General features: G+C 43.7%; 12 protein-coding genes, 2 tRNA genes and 1 pseudogene. 4 read left to right on the top strand and 11 right to left on the bottom strand.

Annotated features, from left to right (window positions below; translation table 11 throughout):
* Positions 1-26: 26 nt before the first annotated feature.
* From AAA938_RS10690 to AAA938_RS10680, 3 genes are all read right to left on the bottom strand, one after another.
* Complete coding sequence (locus AAA938_RS10690) at positions 27-2,168, bottom strand: protein-disulfide reductase DsbD family protein (RefSeq protein ID WP_338228717.1); 2,142 nt, start codon at positions 2,166-2,168, stop codon at positions 27-29.
* Positions 2,169-2,256: 88 nt separating this feature from the next.
* Positions 2,257-3,645 (bottom strand): dipeptidase, encoded by a 1,389-nt coding sequence (locus tag AAA938_RS10685; RefSeq protein ID WP_338228716.1) that lies wholly within the window; start codon positions 3,643-3,645, stop codon positions 2,257-2,259.
* 142 nt (positions 3,646-3,787) lie between these two features.
* Complete coding sequence (locus AAA938_RS10680) at positions 3,788-4,183, bottom strand: GxxExxY protein (RefSeq protein ID WP_338228715.1); 396 nt, start codon at positions 4,181-4,183, stop codon at positions 3,788-3,790.
* A gap of 74 nt (positions 4,184-4,257) precedes the next feature.
* On the opposite strand from AAA938_RS10680, the gene AAA938_RS10675 reads away from it, so the two are divergent.
* Both AAA938_RS10675 and AAA938_RS10670 read left to right on the top strand, forming a co-directional pair.
* Positions 4,258-5,232, top strand: a complete 975-nt coding sequence (locus AAA938_RS10675) for an NADPH:quinone oxidoreductase family protein (RefSeq protein ID WP_338228714.1) — start codon at positions 4,258-4,260, stop codon at positions 5,230-5,232.
* Between the two features lie 232 nt (positions 5,233-5,464).
* Positions 5,465-6,610 carry an ATP-binding protein gene (locus AAA938_RS10670; protein WP_338228713.1) on the top strand — a complete coding sequence of 382 codons (1,146 nt, stop codon included), beginning with the start codon at positions 5,465-5,467 and terminating at the stop codon, positions 6,608-6,610.
* A 185-nt stretch (positions 6,611-6,795) separates the two neighbouring features.
* Here the strand turns inward: AAA938_RS10670 and AAA938_RS10665 are convergent.
* The 6 genes from AAA938_RS10665 to uvrA form a co-directional block, all read right to left on the bottom strand.
* Positions 6,796-6,868, bottom strand: a tRNA-Gly gene (locus tag AAA938_RS10665).
* Between the two features lie 75 nt (positions 6,869-6,943).
* Positions 6,944-7,018 (bottom strand) — tRNA-Val (locus AAA938_RS10660).
* A gap of 184 nt (positions 7,019-7,202) precedes the next feature.
* The gene (locus tag AAA938_RS10655; RefSeq protein ID WP_338228712.1) at positions 7,203-7,544 is read right to left on the bottom strand and encodes a nucleotidyltransferase domain-containing protein; all 342 of its coding nucleotides are present in this window, start codon (positions 7,542-7,544) and stop codon (positions 7,203-7,205) included.
* 39 nt (positions 7,545-7,583) lie between these two features.
* A complete protein-coding gene (locus tag AAA938_RS10650; protein ID WP_338228711.1) occupies positions 7,584-8,750 on the bottom strand; it encodes a 6-bladed beta-propeller in 1,167 nt (388 codons plus the stop codon).
* Positions 8,737-8,976, bottom strand: a complete 240-nt coding sequence (locus AAA938_RS10645; protein WP_338228710.1) for a hypothetical protein — start codon at positions 8,974-8,976, stop codon at positions 8,737-8,739. The genes AAA938_RS10650 and AAA938_RS10645 overlap by 14 nt, the downstream gene beginning before the upstream one ends.
* 79 nt (positions 8,977-9,055) lie before the next feature.
* The gene (uvrA, locus tag AAA938_RS10640) at positions 9,056-11,863 is read right to left on the bottom strand and encodes an excinuclease ABC subunit UvrA (RefSeq protein WP_338228709.1); all 2,808 of its coding nucleotides are present in this window, start codon (positions 11,861-11,863) and stop codon (positions 9,056-9,058) included.
* Between the two features lie 361 nt (positions 11,864-12,224).
* Here uvrA and pnuC point away from each other — a divergent pair, with 361 nt between their 5' ends.
* Positions 12,225-12,842, top strand: coding sequence for a nicotinamide riboside transporter PnuC (pnuC, locus tag AAA938_RS10635; protein WP_338228708.1), 618 nt, complete (start codon positions 12,225-12,227; stop codon positions 12,840-12,842).
* Positions 12,829-13,356 carry an AAA family ATPase gene (locus tag AAA938_RS10630; RefSeq protein ID WP_338228707.1) on the top strand — a complete coding sequence of 176 codons (528 nt, stop codon included), beginning with the start codon at positions 12,829-12,831 and terminating at the stop codon, positions 13,354-13,356. Before pnuC ends, AAA938_RS10630 begins: the two co-directional genes overlap by 14 nt.
* A 37-nt stretch (positions 13,357-13,393) precedes the next feature.
* On the opposite strand, the gene AAA938_RS10625 is transcribed toward AAA938_RS10630, so the two are convergent.
* A complete protein-coding gene (locus AAA938_RS10625; protein ID WP_338228706.1) occupies positions 13,394-14,476 on the bottom strand; it encodes a serine hydrolase domain-containing protein in 1,083 nt (360 codons plus the stop codon).
* Positions 14,473-16,008: pseudogene (locus AAA938_RS10620) on the bottom strand (S9 family peptidase). Before AAA938_RS10620 ends, AAA938_RS10625 begins: the two are co-directional and overlap by 4 nt.
* Positions 16,009-16,255: the final 247 nt, after the last annotated feature.

Here is a 16,255-nt window from a genome sequence, read left to right as displayed (position 1 = left end):
ACTCAATAACCAATGTTCAAGAAAGGTCAATCCTTGAACATTGAACATTGATCATTGAAAATTCTTTTCGCTCCATCCAAAAATTCCACAAACGCCGTGATATCTGTATTGTATCCCCTCGGCTTAGCTAAAAGCTGTTCATTATGATCTAGAATCACATAATACGGCTGGGCATTGTTGTTGAATCGGGTGATCTGGAAATCGGCGTTTTGCTTGCCGAGTGTTTTTTTCACTTTGCCATCATAGCTCGAGGTGTACCATTCGCTTTCCGGAAGCTCCAGTCGCTCGTCAATGTAAAGTGCCACCATCACAAAATCATTTTTCAGCCGAGCCAAAACCTGCGGGTCAGACCAGACATTTTCTTCCATCTTTCGGCAATTCACACAGCCATGTCCAGTGAAGTCGATCAAGAGTGGCTTTCCTTCTTTTTTGGCAGCAGCCAAAGCCTCCTCGTACTCGAAATATCCCTCGATTCCAAAGGGAATGTGAAGGATGTCTCCATACTTCACCGATTTGGGAGAAGTGGTGGAAGTGGTTCCGACTTCTCCAATTTTAAACTGCTGGGTGGTCAAAGGAGGTAAATAACCACTGAGGTATTTGAGCGGAGCCCCGAAAAGACCCGGAATCATATAGACCACAAACATGAAAGTCAGCAAGGCCAAAAGCAGTCTGGGTACACCGATGTATTCCAACTTGGAATCGTGCGGAAGTCGGATTTTTCCCAATAGATACAATCCCAAAGCCCCAAATATTACAATCCAGATGACGAGGAAAATATCCCGATCCAAAATGCCCCAATGGTACACCAGGTCGGCAATGGAGAGGAATTTGAATGCCAAGGCAAGTTCCAAAAAGCCCAAAACCACTTTCACGGAGTTTAGCCAACCGCCGGATTTTGGGAGTCTTTGCATCCATTCAGGGAAAATCGCAAACAAGGTAAATGGAATCGCAAAGGCCAACCCGAAGGAGAACATTCCCAATACCGGCTTGACCAATTCTCCACCAGCCGATGAAATCAAAATGGAACCAACAATCGGTCCAGTACAGGAGAAGGAAACCAACACCAAGGTAAAGGCCATAAAGAATATGCCTGCCAAGCCGCCCTGTTCGGATTTTGCATCGACTTTATTGACCAAGCTGGAAGGCAAGTTTAATTCAAACATGCCCAAAAAGGCCAAGGCGAAGAAGATAAAAATACCGAAGAAAAAAAGATTGGGAAGCCAGTGAGTTGCTAGCCAATTGGCAAATTCGGGTCCCTGGATTGCTGCAACAGCGGTCCCGGCTATCGTGTAGATAGCTATGATGGAAACTCCATAAATAACCGCCTGACGAATTCCTTCTGATCGCTTTTTTGCTCTTCCGGTGAAAAAGCTGACGGTCATCGGAATCATCGGAAAAACACAGGGAGTCAAAAGAGCCGCCAATCCCGCCAAAAAAGCCAAGACCATAAAGCCCCAAAGTGATTCGGTTTCTCCTTCGGCAGTGAAGTCTTGGATTTCAGGTATAAGCTGTTCTGCTTCTCCTTTTTGTTGTCCTGCCCCGATAGCTATCGGGGCAGGACAACAAAAAGGAGATTCTTCCTGTACTTTTTCTGTATCAGAACTATCTAAATTTCGTTTTTCAACCTCTTGGGCTAGATCTAATTTCACTGCTTCTTCTGGGGAAGTAGCAGGACGATTGGCTTCCTTCGCTGTAAACGCGATCTCTATGTCCTGTTCGTAATTGATGCATTGGCCGGTAAGGTCAGAACACATTTGGTATTCCAAAGAACCTTTGATCGTCCCAGAGGCACTTTGTATAGTGATAGGCTGCTCAAAACGCCCTTTTCCAATGAAATAGGTTACATCTCCTTCCCAAACCTCGTCAAACTTTTTCTTGGGATTAATGGCTTCCAGCTTGGAGGCTATTGCAAAATCTCCTGATTCGGCAGGAACGAATTCGGTCAATAGCGGCCCTAAATCCTTGTCAAAATCATTGGAATACACATACCAACCCATCGGAATCTCTGCCTCCATAACTACCGTGGCTTTTTCTCCTATCTGAAGTTCCTTTGGCTCCAAGGTGAAGGTCCACTTGGGAGGTTTGACCAATTGAGCTTGGGCAAGGAAAGAGATTAAAAGAAAAACCGGAAGTAGTAGCTTACCGATCTTTTGAGGATTTGGGGTCATGCAAAGATTGGATTTACTCTGGCAAACAAGGATTTAGGTCTTGAGGTTCGAAATTAGGCTATTTGGAAGAGCCAATTGGCGACTTCGATCACTTTCCGCTCAGTTTTCTGAAATGTCTGAAGAAAGCTGCGATGGTCTCGATGCCGATAAAATAATTTTTCACCCCATAATGCTCATTGGGTGAGTGTAGGGCATCGGTATCCAAGCCGAAGCCAAACAGGATAGGATCGCTGCCCAATTCTTTTTGGAACAAAGCCACAATGGGAATCGAACCTCCTTCACGTGTTGGAATCGGTCTTTTTCCAAAGGTCTCTTCCATCGCGGCTTCTGCAGCCTTGTAGCCAATGGATGAGTCAGAAACCACAGCTGGTGCACCACCGTGATGGGCTTTGACTTTTACCTTGACAGATTTTGGAGCGATGGCTTTAAAGTGATCTTCAAAAAGCTTGGCAATCTCATGCCAGTTTTGATCAGGAACCAAGCGCATGGAGATTTTGGCGTAAGCCTTGGATGGCAATACGGTCTTTGCACCTTCTCCGGTGTAGCCGCCCCAAATACCGTTTACATCCAAAGTTGGTCGGATACCCACTCGCTCGATAGTGGTAAATCCTTTTTCCCCATGGACAGCATCGATATCCAGTTTGTCTTGGTATTCCTTCAGGTCAAAAGGGGCTTCATTTAGTCGCTGACGCTGCTGAGCTGTCAGTTCCTGAACTTTATCATAGAAGCCCGGAATGGTGATGTGCTCATTTTCATCTTTGAGGGATGCGATCATCTTACACAGCACATTGATCGGGTTGGCCACAGCGCCTCCGTAAGTTCCGGAGTGAAGGTCTCTGTTTGCTCCGGTCACTTCCACCTCCATGTAGGTCAGTCCTCTCAATCCAACAGTGATGGAAGGGTCTTTCATGGAAATCATGTGGGTATCAGAAATCAAAATCACATCAGACTTCAACTTTTCCTTGTTGGCTAGGACAAAGCCTTCCAAGTTATCCGAACCAACTTCTTCTTCCCCTTCGATCATGAATTTGACATTGCAAGGAAGATCACCGGATGCCATCATGGCTTCGAAAGCTTTGACATGCATGTAAAACTGTCCCTTGTCATCAGCAGATCCTCGGGCGAAAATTGCTCCTTCGGGGTGAATCGCCGTTTTTTTGATAACGGGTTCAAAAGGAGGAGAATCCCAAAGTTCGTAGGGATCGGCAGGCTGCACGTCGTAGTGTCCGTAAACAAGGACGGTTGGCAAGGAAGGATCAATGATTTTTTCTCCGTAAACGATCGGATAGCCAGCCGTTTCACAGATTTCTGCCACGTCAGCACCGGCTTTTTCCAGGGATTCTTTGACAAATTGAGCTGCCGCAAAGACATCCTTTTTGAATTTGGGATCGGCACTCACGGAAGGAATGCGAAGAAGATCCAAGAGCTCATTGAGGAAACGGTCTTTGTTTTTTTCAATAAATGATGTGGCAGACATATTTGGGTAAGTTTAAGTTCTAAAGGCCTCAAAATTATTCCTTTCGGGAGGATTTGCCTAGGAATTTTCTTTTTTTGCCACAAAGGCAGGAAGACGCAAACAAGAATTATACTGACACGAAGGAAAAAAGGCACAAGGAATATTAAGTATTGACAAAACGACGAATTCCTTTTTTGATCAATGGAACATTGAAATTGATTAGATAGCCAAGACTTAATTTTGAAAGTTTAAGGTGGCTGATGATTTGGGCTTCCCAGACAGGGTTCACAATTTCTACTGCTTTTAGTTCTATAATCACTCGATCTTCCACAAGCAAATCCAGCCTAAGTCCTTCATCAAACCAAATCCCGTCATAGGAAATCGGAATATTTACTTGCCTTTTCACTTCAAATCCTGCTTTTTTAAGTTCATGCTCCATGCATACTTCGTAAATCCGTTCCAAAAGTCCAGGCCCAAGTTGGGAATGAATAGTAAAAGCAGCATGGACCACGGCTGATCCGATTTCTTCTTCAAAATCTGTAGGCTTGCTGTGAATCATTAAAATACAAAACTTTAGAACATTAATTTAATTAATTCTTATCGTCTTAGCGCCTTGGTGGCTGAAATCAAAATATGAAAGCAATTGTCTGCAACGAATTCGGATTACCTGAATTGCTCAAGTTTTCTGAGCTTCCAGATCCCATTCCCTCACCCAACCAAATCCTGATCGCCGTGGAGGCTTGTGGGGTCAACTTTCCGGACGTGCTGATTATCCAAAATAAATATCAGTTTAAGCCAGAACTGCCATTTTCACCAGGAGGAGAAGTGGCTGGGAAAATAATCGGTTTGGGGGATCAGGTTCAAGGCTTTCAGCTTGGGCAAGAGGTTTTGGCCTTATGCGGATGGGGAGGATTTGCAGAAAAGGTTGTTGTGGATGCCGATCGGGTTTTTCCACTTCCTCCGGGACTTTCGGCCGAAGTGGCTGCTACCACCCTTTACACCTATGGAACTTCCTATCATGCGCTGAAGGACAGAGCCAATCTTCAACCAGGAGAAACTTTGCTCGTGCTTGGAGCTGCGGGAGGAGTGGGTTTGGCAGCGGTGGAATTGGGAAAACTGATGGGTGCCAAAGTAATCGCTGCGGCTTCTTCCGAGGAGAAACTTGCTCTTTGCAAAGAAAAAGGAGCCGAGCTTACCATTAACTATGAAACCGAAGATCTAAAAACCCGCATCAAAGAACTTACCCATGGCAAAGGGGTAGATGTGGTCTATGATCCGGTTGGGGGAAAATTCACCGAAGCCGCACTTCGAGGCATGGCCTGGAAAGGACGTTACCTGATCGTAGGATTCGCCAATGGGGATATTCCCCAAATCCCCATGAACCTTCCACTACTGAAAGGTTGCTCGATTATGGGCGTATTTTGGGGACAGTTTTCCAAAGTGGAAGCCAAAGCCAGTTTTCAGAATATCCGCCAACTCGTCACCTGGATTCAAGAAGGAAAAATCAAGCAGCATATCGGTAGGACTTACAGCCTTGAGGAAGCTCCTGAAGCCTTGCAGGCAATTTTGGATCGCAGGATGCTTGGAAAGGGAGTTGTTGTTATTTGATCGTTAAACTTTCCCGCAGATAGGCGCAGATTTGTTTCGCTGATCTCCGCAGATTTTATCAGTGAAAATCTGTGTCTTTTTCTCTGTAAATCTGCGGGAAACACAACTATTCAAAAATATTTACCATGAAAATCGAAAATCAGACTTTCGATTTTCATGGTAAAATCATTTGATTTCACTTTAAATCTCTCTACTTTTACCATGAAATCCGTAAATCAAACTTTCGATTTTCATGGTAAAAGATCGTAGTATTTTCCCTCTTTTGCAGGAATATCTTTCCATTTTCCCAGCTGTAGGCCTATTGGGGCCTAGGCAGGTGGGTAAGACTACCTTGGTCAAAAACCTGAAACTTGAAAAGGAAAGCCTGTACCTCGATTTGGAAAAAGCCTCCGATCGAGCCAAATTGGTCGATGCCGAACTTTTTCTGAAAGCCCATTCGGACAAAACAGTCATTCTCGATGAGATCCAACTCATGCCTGAGCTTTTTGCGGAGCTTCGGAGTCTGATCGATGAGCAGCGGGAGCCCGGACGGTTTATTCTGTTGGGTTCGGCTTCACCGGATCTGATTCGAAAAAGTGCAGATTCTCTGGCCGGCCGGATTGGTTATTTGGAGCTGACTCCATTTTACCTTGGAGAAATTGGGGATGACGAACTCGAAAAGCTATGGATTCGGGGCGGTTTTCCGCTTTCGTTTTTGGCTAAAAGTGAGCGGGAGTCCCAACTGTGGAGGCAAAACTTCATCAAGACCTATCTAGAGCGTGACTTGGCGCAAATCGGATTAAGCACCGATCCTAGGCTGGTGGAGCGCTTTGGGATGATGCTGGCCAATGCACAGGGAGGAATCTGGAATGCAGAAAGTTTTGCCAAAGCGCTCGGCATCACCCGCCCGACGGTCAATCGATACCTGGAGTTTCTGGAGGGATCTTTTATGGTGCGGGTTTTGGCACCATTTCACCAAAATATCAAAAAGCGGCTGGTCAAGTCTCCCAAGGTTTTTATCCGGGATACAGGCATGCTGCACGCGTTAACTGGCGTAACCAGCATGGATTCCCTGATCAATCAGCTCTTGATTGGACCAAGTTGGGAGGGGTTCGTGATCGAGCAGATTATCGCCACGTTGAGGGAGGAGTATGAGTACTACTTCTACCGAACTCATCAGGGCGCGGAATGTGACTTGCTATTGGTGAAAAACGGAGTGGTCAAGACGGCCATTGAAATCAAAAATACACTTTCACCGAAGCTGAGCAAGGGCATGCAGATTAGTATGGAGGATACCGGTGCTGAAAGTGGCGTGATAATTTGCAGGATTTCGGATAGCTATCCGCTTTCGGAAAAAGTGCAGGCGGTGGGATTGAGGGAATTTTTGAAACAATTGTAGCCACGAAGACACTAAGGGTTTTGAATAAAAAAGAGGCTATCTCAAAAGTGAAGTTTGTCACATTGAGCGAAGTCGAAATGTCGTCCGGAAAGCTGGAAATGGCCTTCGATTTCGAGACTCTCGTCTCTCAAGTGCTCAGGCTGACAACAAAACGATTTATGAGAAAACCTCTTTAAAACGATTAGAGCGGGTAATGAGTCTCGAACTCACGATCTTCAGCTTGGGAAGCTGACGCTCTACCAACTGAGCTACACCCGCTTGACGAATCAAAATTATCCTTTTACTAAAAAGGCACAAAACCTTTTCGACTTTGTGCCTTCGTGGCTATTCCAGTGGAATCTAAGGGATTCGAACCCATGACCTCTGCTCTGTCAAAGCAGCGCTCTAAACCAGCTGAGCTAAGATTCCAGATTTCAATTCATCATTTCAGTTGGCGAGTCAATATGAATTTGACACCTTGACCTTCCCGTTATCCAACGGGACTCACTAAACCAGCTGAGCTAAGATTTCAATTGTGCTTGCGAATATAGATAACCGGCCAAGGGCTCGCAACCCTTGAAGGGTTTTTGACAAAATAAAAAGGATCAGAATCCTATTTACTTTCTATCAATAGGCCATCTTTCTTCCGATTGAAGATTTTGACACCTACCCGGTCAATATGGAGCACCAATTCAGGCTCCTGAATACTGTGATAATTCACCACATCAAACTTGTAAGGCATGATGGTTTCCTCGTTTAAGAAATAACTGATTTGCCTAATTGTTTCAAAGTCTAAGCTTTTGCCCTTTAAGGCCAAATCCACATCACTTCCAGATCTGAAATTTCCTTTGGCCCGACTTCCAAACAGAAATGCCCGTTCAACACTTTTGTTTTTCCTGAGCTCTTCCCGAATTGAAATCATATCTGATTCCAATAGACCAAATTCATTCTTCATTTAGTTTTCTTCAGAAAGTAATGGGAAGCTAGTGTAGAATTAATCTGGTAATTGGTCTTTCAATCTAAGAAAAACCAGTATATGGCGATCTCCAATCAGTTCTTTTTCATTTTCATTAACGAATTTATGCAATTTATTTTCTGGATAATTTTCCTTGATTTTTGACTCTGATTTTCTATATAAGTTATAAAAATCTACTGAGGGAAAATAAAGAATTAGGAAGTCCATATAATATGAAATTGGTAAAAAATAATAATTTAAACCATCTAAATCATTTGTTAGATTTTTTCCAATATATTTTGTTTTAAATTCTTTATCTAAAAGTATTTGAAACCCATTTTTTCCAAAATAAGTTGTCATAAAATAAAAATTTTCATACGGAATAAATGCATTTATAATTTTAATCTGACCTCGGATTTCTTCTACTTCAGGTACATTAAGGAATTTAAACTCCTTAACCGTTTTTAATTCACCATTCTCTTCGAATAAAGCAACCTTATGAGAAAAAGGTAGAGTTATTGATATTTCTGGGGAATTTGAGTTATCTACAAAGCCATGTAATAATCTAACCTTCCCTAATGAATTTGGAATGGATGCCGAAAAGTATCTTGGAGATACTTTGCTATCAAAAATTTTTACAAATTTTATTTCTTGATTATTTGTAAAATCATTTAGGGAAAACAAACTGAAATTATTGCCTCTATGAAAGTTTATGGAGTTAAAATTATTATGAGTTTCTTTTAAAAATTCTAGATTTTTATCAAAATAGATTAATTTTCTCAAATTGCCATCATATATTATAATTGTGTCTCCTACTACTTGAAAATCTTCAATTTGACTAAATTCTTTTGGACCTTGCCCATTTGATTTTAGGATGGAAATAAAATTTCCATTAAAATCATATTTATGTAAGTTGTTTAAATGAATGTCACTTACATAAATGAAGTTATCGTCTACAATAGTTTTGAAATGATGGACTAGTGGTATCTCGTTATTTTCCTCTAAAAGCACATACCTAATACTATCAAATAAATCTGAAAAGTAACCCGAATTAATATTTTCTAAATCTATTGTTTCTGGTGACTCTTTGAAATAGTGATATTTTTCAGATGAGTTATTTTCGGAATTTGAACATGAGCCAATTGATACTAAAGTAAAACTAAGTAAAAATATTTTTATTGGAAATAATACATTATTGTACTGCATAATATTCGGGATCAGGACAGGGATTTTGGGCTGAAACTTGGCAAAATCCACCAGGAGAAGGCACGCATTTAATTTGGTAAATAGCGAGCCAAGATGAACATGGTTGAAATTCTGTTTGATATCCCCAAACGAAAGCTGGTTGCCCTTGGGCAATAGATTTTGGGGTGTTTGTAATGCCAGAGCTCAATGCCAAGATCATCACTAATTGTATAAGAGTTTTTTTCATATTTTTTATTTTAATTTTGGAAAAAAAACAGAAAAGTCAAAATTTTTAAGACATTGAAAATCAACAATAAAAAATTTCATTACTCACTCAAATATTTCCCTGTAAAGTTTGCTTCCTCTTTCGCCAAATCTTCCGGAGTCCCGGCAAAAGTTAGGTGCCCTCCTTTGTTTCCACCCTCAGGTCCTAAGTCAATCACCCAATCGGCAGATTTGATCACCTCGGTATTGTGCTCGATGATGATCACGGAGTGACCCTGATCGATCAGGGCATTGATGCTGTGGAGGAGCTTGCTGATATCGTGGAAATGTAGTCCAGTGGTCGGTTCGTCGAAGATAAACAGGATATGATCTCCGGATTTTGTTCCGCCTTTTCCGAGGAAAGAAGCCAATTTCACCCGCTGGGCTTCCCCACCGGATAGGGTATTCGAACTTTGACCCATTCCGATATAGCCCAAGCCTACTTCCTGAAGTGGCTGAAGTCGGTTTACAATCTGGGTTTTTCCTTTGAAGAATTCCAAAGCCTCATCGATCGTCATGTCCAAGACTTCGGAAATGTCCTTGTCCTTGTATTTGACTTCGAGGATTTCATTTTTGAATCGCTTGCCCTTGCAGGATTCGCAAGTCAGGTGGATGTCCGCCATGAATTGCATCTCCACGGTCGTTATTCCCTCGCCTTGACAACCTTCGCATCGTCCGCCGTCCACATTGAAGGAGAAAAAGGCGGGTTTGTATCCGCGCTGCTTGGAAAGTGGCTGCTCGGAAAAGAGATTTCGGATGGCATCGTAGGCTTTCACATAAGTCACGGGATTGGATCGAGAAGATTTTCCGATGGGATCCTGATCCACAAATTCCACTTGAGTTACGCGCTTGTAGTCGCCCTCGATCTTGTCGTATTTTCCACCTTCGTCGATGACTGTGCCCAGCATTTTTCCCAAAGCTGGATAAAGAACCTTTTTAATCAAGGTGGATTTACCCGAACCGGAAACTCCTGTCACCACCGTGAGTGTGTTAAGGGGAAACTGGACGCTTAGGTTTTTCAGGTTGTTCTCACGTGCACCTTTGACGGTGATGGAGTCTTTCCACTTTCGGTTGCCCGTTTTGGTGAAAATCTTTTCCTCGCCACGCAAATATTTGGCGGTGTATGTATTTCCTGAGGTAATTAAGTCTTCGATTTTTCCCTGAAAAAGCAATTCTCCCCCGTTCACACCTGCATCCGGTCCGATATCGATGATCTGATCGGAGGCTTTCATCACTTTTTCCTCGTGCTCCACTACGATGACCGTGTTGCCGAGATTTTTCAGCTCTTTTAGTACTCCAACCAATCGATCGGTATCTCTCGGGTGAAGTCCGATGCTGGGTTCGTCGAGAATATACATCGATCCTACCAGCGCAGAACCTAAAGAAGTAGCCAATTTGATCCTCTGATATTCGCCTCCAGACAGCGTGGAGGTGAGTCGGTTGAGTGTGAGGTAGCCCAAGCCCACCTGATCCATAAATTCCAATCTGCTGGTGATTTCCTTCAGCAGTCGGTTAGCGACTTTAGCCTCATGATCGGACAGGTTTAGGTTTTTGAAAAATGCCAAGGCATCCTCGATCGGCATCAGTACGAGATCGGTGATGGATTTTCCATCTATTTTGACATAGCTGGCATCCTTTCGGAGGCGAGTTCCCCTGCAATCCGGACAGGTAGTTCGTCCACGGAACCGAGAGAGCATCACCCGGTATTGGATTTTGTAGGTTTTGCTTTCCAGATCTTCGAAAAAAGCATTTAACCCATCAAAATACTTATTTCCTGTCCAGAGCAATTCCTGTTCTTTCTCCGTAAGTTCATTGTAGGATCGATGAATCGGAAAGTCAAATTCAATCCCTTTTTTCAAAAGCGGCTCCAGCCATTGCTTGCTGGATTCTCCACGCCAAGGTGCGATCGCCCCTTCATAGACGGATAGCTCCTTGTCCGGAATGACCAAATCTCTGTCAATTCCCAAGACGTTTCCAAAACCCTCACAACGCTTGCAGGCTCCGTAAGGATTGTTGAAGGAGAAAAAGTTGACCGAAGGTAGCTCGAAACTCATCCCGTCCAGCTCGAATCGGTCCGAGAAGGAACGTGTTTCCACATCGGGAATGGTGATTTTGCAGTCTCCATGTCCTTCGAAAAGGGCTGTTTGAACGGAGTCAGCGATTCGAAATTGATTGTCTTCGTCGTCTTTTTTTACACTGGCCCGGTCGATCAGGATTTCGTACTCTCCTTTGGGGACTTTCTTTTCTCCCAAAAGGTCCTCCACAAAAAATGCTTCTCCATTAATCAGGATTCTGGTGTAGCCTTTTTGAAGTAAAAGCTCCAATTCCTGTTCGATTTTTCTACCCTTCATTACTTGAAGAGGGCAGGAAATCATCACTTTGCTGCCTTCTTCGAAAGAAAGTATGTAATCCACAATATCTGTTACTGTGTGGTGTTTGACTTCCTTTCCGGAAATAGGTGAAAAGGTTTTTCCTACCCGAGCGAAAAGCAATTTGAGGTAATCGTAGATTTCTGTAGTGGTTCCGACCGTGGATCGGGGATTTTTGGTACTGACTTTTTGCTGAATAGCGATGGCCGGGGCTACACCTTTGATGTATTCCACATCGGGTTTTTCCATCCTTCCGAGGAATTGACGGGCATAGGAGCTCAAGCTTTCCACATACATCCGCTGGCCTTCGGCAAAAAGCGTATCAAAAGCCAAAGAAGACTTCCCGGAGCCGGAGAGGCCGGTAATCACGACAAATTCATTTCTGGGAATGGCTACACTCAGGCTTTTGAGGTTATTGACCCGGGCGTTTTTGATGATGATGTATTCTTTGGGATCGAGGGTGTCGATGTCCTGTATAGCTGGTAAAGTGCTCAAAGTCATAGCTGGCAAAGTTAGCAATCAAACCCGGCAAGTGGGAGAAAAGTTGCGGAAGTTGTCTTGTAAGTTTCACCGCAAAGCCACAGAGGATGCAGAGAATAATTTTACCACAAAGGTCACTAAGAATAAAAATTATAAGATTTGAAGGCTGGTTGGGACTTCCATTTTACCTGACTTTTTTCTCTTTTCAAAGAGCGCAAAGAGTAAAAGCTTTAATTGGAGGAAAATGTGCCATATAGTGGCAACGGCCTAAGGTTTAAATTATTTCCCTGTGGTTAAAAAATGACTTGTCTCAAAATTGAGTTAATTTCTTTGTGTCTCTTCGTGTTCTTTGTGGTTCAAAAAACTATTCTTTACTTCGAAAATGGATTTTCAATTTCTCCTGGATGGATTTGCTGAAGGCTTACGAAATATGACCTGGTTGGAAGCGGTAGCAGTATTTTTTGGAATAGCCTCGGTTTTTCATTCCATGCGGGAGCATATCTGGGTGTATCCCACAGGGATTGTGTCCACTCTTATTTATGTCTGGATTTGCTTCGAATACAAGCTTTATGCAGATATGGGCATCAATGCCTACTATTTCAGCATGTCGATTTATGGCTGGTATGTCTGGACTCATCCCAAGGAAAATCAAGTTGTCTTGCCGGTCACTTGGTCGAATGGTAAAGGTTGGTTGATTTCCGCCGGGCTATTTGCGATTTCCTATCCTGTTTTGGCTTTTGTCCTGAGTAATTTTACAGACAGTGATGTGCCTTATTGGGATTCATTTACCACCGCATCTGCCTTTGTGGGGATGTGGCTGATGGCCAAAAAGAAAGTGGAAAACTGGATTTTTTGGATCATCACCGACCTGGTTTCCGTGCCCTTGTATTTCTACAAAGGGCTTATCCTGACCTCCTTCCAGTTTTTGTTTTTCACCGTCTTGGCTTTTATGGGATTAGTTGCCTGGATCAAATCTGCAAAAAATTATGCCCAAACCTAAGCGGATATTGATCTTGGGCCCGGAGTCCACGGGGAAAAGTACCTTGGCAGAAGACTTGGCCAAGCACTTTGGAGAGCCTTGGGTGCCCGAATTTGCCCGGGAATATCTGGAAAAATTAGGGAGACCTTATGAATTTGAAGACTTGGCAGAAATCGGTAAAGGGCAGGTTTTTCAGGAAGATCAGCTGGCGCAAAAAGCAACCCAATTTCTTTTTTGCGACACGGATTTAAGAGTTATCCACATTTGGTCTGAACATAAATATGGAAAAACAGACCCTTGGGTTTTGGAAGAAATTCAGCGACGAACCTACGATTTGATTCTGCTGACCGACACGGATTTGCCCTGGGAACCAGACCCCTTGAGGGAGCATCCGGATCCGGAAATGCGGCAGTATTTTTTCAAAAAATACCTTGAATTGGCAGAAAAAAGCGGATTCCCTTTTTTGATTGTAACAGGAAATCGGGAAAACCGCCTCAAAACCGCATTGGAAGAAATTGAAAATCTAATGATCTAATCTTTCAATTTTCCAATCTTATAATCTTCCAGTCGAATCACCACTTCCTCAAAGCCAAAGTAGCTGCTTCTACCAGTTTGATCTGATCCGGATGCGCATTGTTGTTAAGCACGATAATGGTTTTGTTTTCTTCGATAAAGCGGACAATGATCGTTTGATAACCGGGATTATCACCGGTGTGCATGACCATTTTTCCATAGGGGCTTTTGGGTTCGATATCCCAGCCAAAACCGTAATAACTTCTTGTCCCATCGTTCAAAATCATAGGGCTGAATGCCTCATTCAGCGTTTTTTCACTCACCAATCTGCCGGAATAGAGCGCTTGGTCCCAAATCAGCAAGTCCTGCGCAGTGCTGCTCACTCTACCGGGCCCTTTTCGGTTTCCTAACCAAAGGGTGTAATCGGAAGCGCGAAATTGATTGGCATTGACATATTTTCCGCTTTCATCTTTTAAATGTCCTGCGGCAAAGTTCTCTACTTGGGCCTTTTCCTCCAGAGTTCGAATAGCTGTGTTTTTCATTCCCAAGGGCTGAAAAATCCATTCCCGACTTAGCTCGATGAAATCCTTTTGGGTCACTTTTTCCACAATACTTGCCAGAAGTACGTAGCCGGTATTACTGTACTCGTATTTTTCTCCAGGTTCAAAGCTCTTTGACGGAGCGTAACGGTTGAGGTATTCCAAAATATCGGGATTGCCGGCGGCTTTACTCTTATCCCAGTGGGCATCCATGATTGCTTGATAGTCCGGCAGTCCGCTAGTATGCGTGAGCAAATGCCGAATGCTAATGCCTTTGTAGGGGACGTCCAGGTAATTTTCTGCCAAGTCATCAAACTGAAGAAGTCCTTTTTCCTGACAAAGCATGACCATCATGGCTGTGAATTGCTTGGAAACGGAGGCCATTTCAAAGACATCAGTCACCTGAAGAGGGATGCCTTTTTCAAAAGATCTGAAACCAATGGCTTTTTCAGAAAGCACTTTGCCTCCATCTGCGACCAAAATCACACCGGAAAATCCGTTTTGCTCGGCCTGAAGGTAGGCGGCCTCCAGTATTTTTTGCTGGGAAAAGGCAGTTTGAAAGCCCAGAAAAAGCAAGAGAAGATAGGTGGATAACTTTTTCATTTTGCAGAGGAATGTTTGTGAATGAACTCAAAAGTGGCAGTCAAAGCTTCCACCCAATTTCGGTGAAGTAGGAACGAATGTACTTCGTCCGGAAAGACGATTTGCTCCACTTCAACCCCCTGTTTTCGAAGTACTTCAGCCAACTCCACGCTTTCTGAAAAAAGGACATTTCGGTCATCGTCTCCATGGATAAGGAGCACGGGATCTTCCCACTTATCCACATAGGCCATGGGGGATGATTTGAAGGCTAATTCGGCCATTTCAGGGAATTTCTCCGGCTCGTACCATGGCGCAAAAACCGGGATATCATTGTTCCAATTGTGTACTCCATGAATGTCTACCCCAACGTGGAATTTTTCAGGTGCCTGACTCAAGGCATGGGCGGTCATATATCCTCCGTAGCTGCCTCCTCAGGGAGCAATTTTGGACTTATCCACATCCGATCTTGATGCCAAATAGTCCGCAGCAGCCAAGAGGTCCTGCACTTCACTTGCCCCTCCCCCTCCATAATTTTCCGCCTCCCGAAAATCCATCCCATATCCTATCCCACTTCGATAATTTAAGGTCAGAGCAATATACCCTTGGGAAGCAAAATATTGCTGGGCTGCATAGGTATTGGAATAGTATGCTCCGTAATTATACCCAAGCAGCATCTGCCTACGGCTGCCCCCATGGATAAAGATTACCGCAGGGTATTTCTTGGATGGATCATAGTCTTTTGGCAGAAAAAGTTGCCCGAAGCTTTGGAAACCATCTTTTGCAGTCAATTGAATGGGTTGGGGCTCTGAATGAAACTTGGGGAAGCTTTTTGGAAAAAGCTCAGGAGCCAACACCAGTGTTTTTCCATTGATTTGGATCATGGGCCAGCCGGGCTTGTTCCAATCGGAAGAGAAAAAGGCTATGCCATTTTCGATCTTTACAGCTCCCCAATTGATCGTTTCTGGTTCGCTGATCAATTTCAGAGAAAATGTGGATAAGTCAAGTTCGGAAATTTGCCTTCGGTCGATATCGACGATGTTGTGCATGACCAAAAGGGAATTTCTGTCTACCGACTGATGCACCCATTCTACTTGGCCTTCTCCGGGAGTGAGGTGCTTGATTTCTTGCGTTTCCGGATTGACTGAATACAGCTGCATCCAGTTGTTTTTTTCCCAGGGGAAAATCAGAGACCCATCTTTGGCCCACCAAAGCCTGCTGTCTTGGGCCGGCAGATCATCCACCATGACAGAGCCTCTTCCTAGATCCGCTTTCCAGATTTCTCTGCCTTCCCACTTTTCCACATCAAAAATTCGGATGCTCCAGGGATTGGCTTCTTTGATTGAGGTAAAAGGCAGCAGATTGTTGACGTTGGGGATTCTGAGATATGCCAGTTTTTTCCCATCCGAGCTCCAAGCTGGGTAAGAATCAAAATCCAGACTGGTTTCCACGTATTTCAACTCCTTTTTCTCCAGATTCCATAGCCCTACATAGGAATGATCTCCTCTTTGGGAGACAAAACTCAGGTATTTCCCATCCGGTGAAAAGCCCAGCATAGAAGCACTTCCTCTTGCGGTAAACAGCTGCTTGACCGATTCGCTGGTATCCTTGGAGGCTTTCAGATAAACTGATCCACCCATCAAAAAGGCCACCTGCTCCCCGTCCGGACTAAAGATCGGAGACGCTCCGGGTGCAAACCATCGACTCTCTTTGGAATTAAGATCCACAGAATAAATCTTTTTATCCGTGTTCATTTGCAATTGCGCGGGGTTTGCAGCCTGACCTGAAGAATTTCGGCTATTT

It is taken from the genome of Algoriphagus taiwanensis (assembly GCF_036245645.1).
GTDB lineage: Bacteria > Bacteroidota > Bacteroidia > Cytophagales > Cyclobacteriaceae > Algoriphagus > Algoriphagus taiwanensis.
This window is presented reverse-complemented; position numbering and strand designations above follow the sequence as displayed.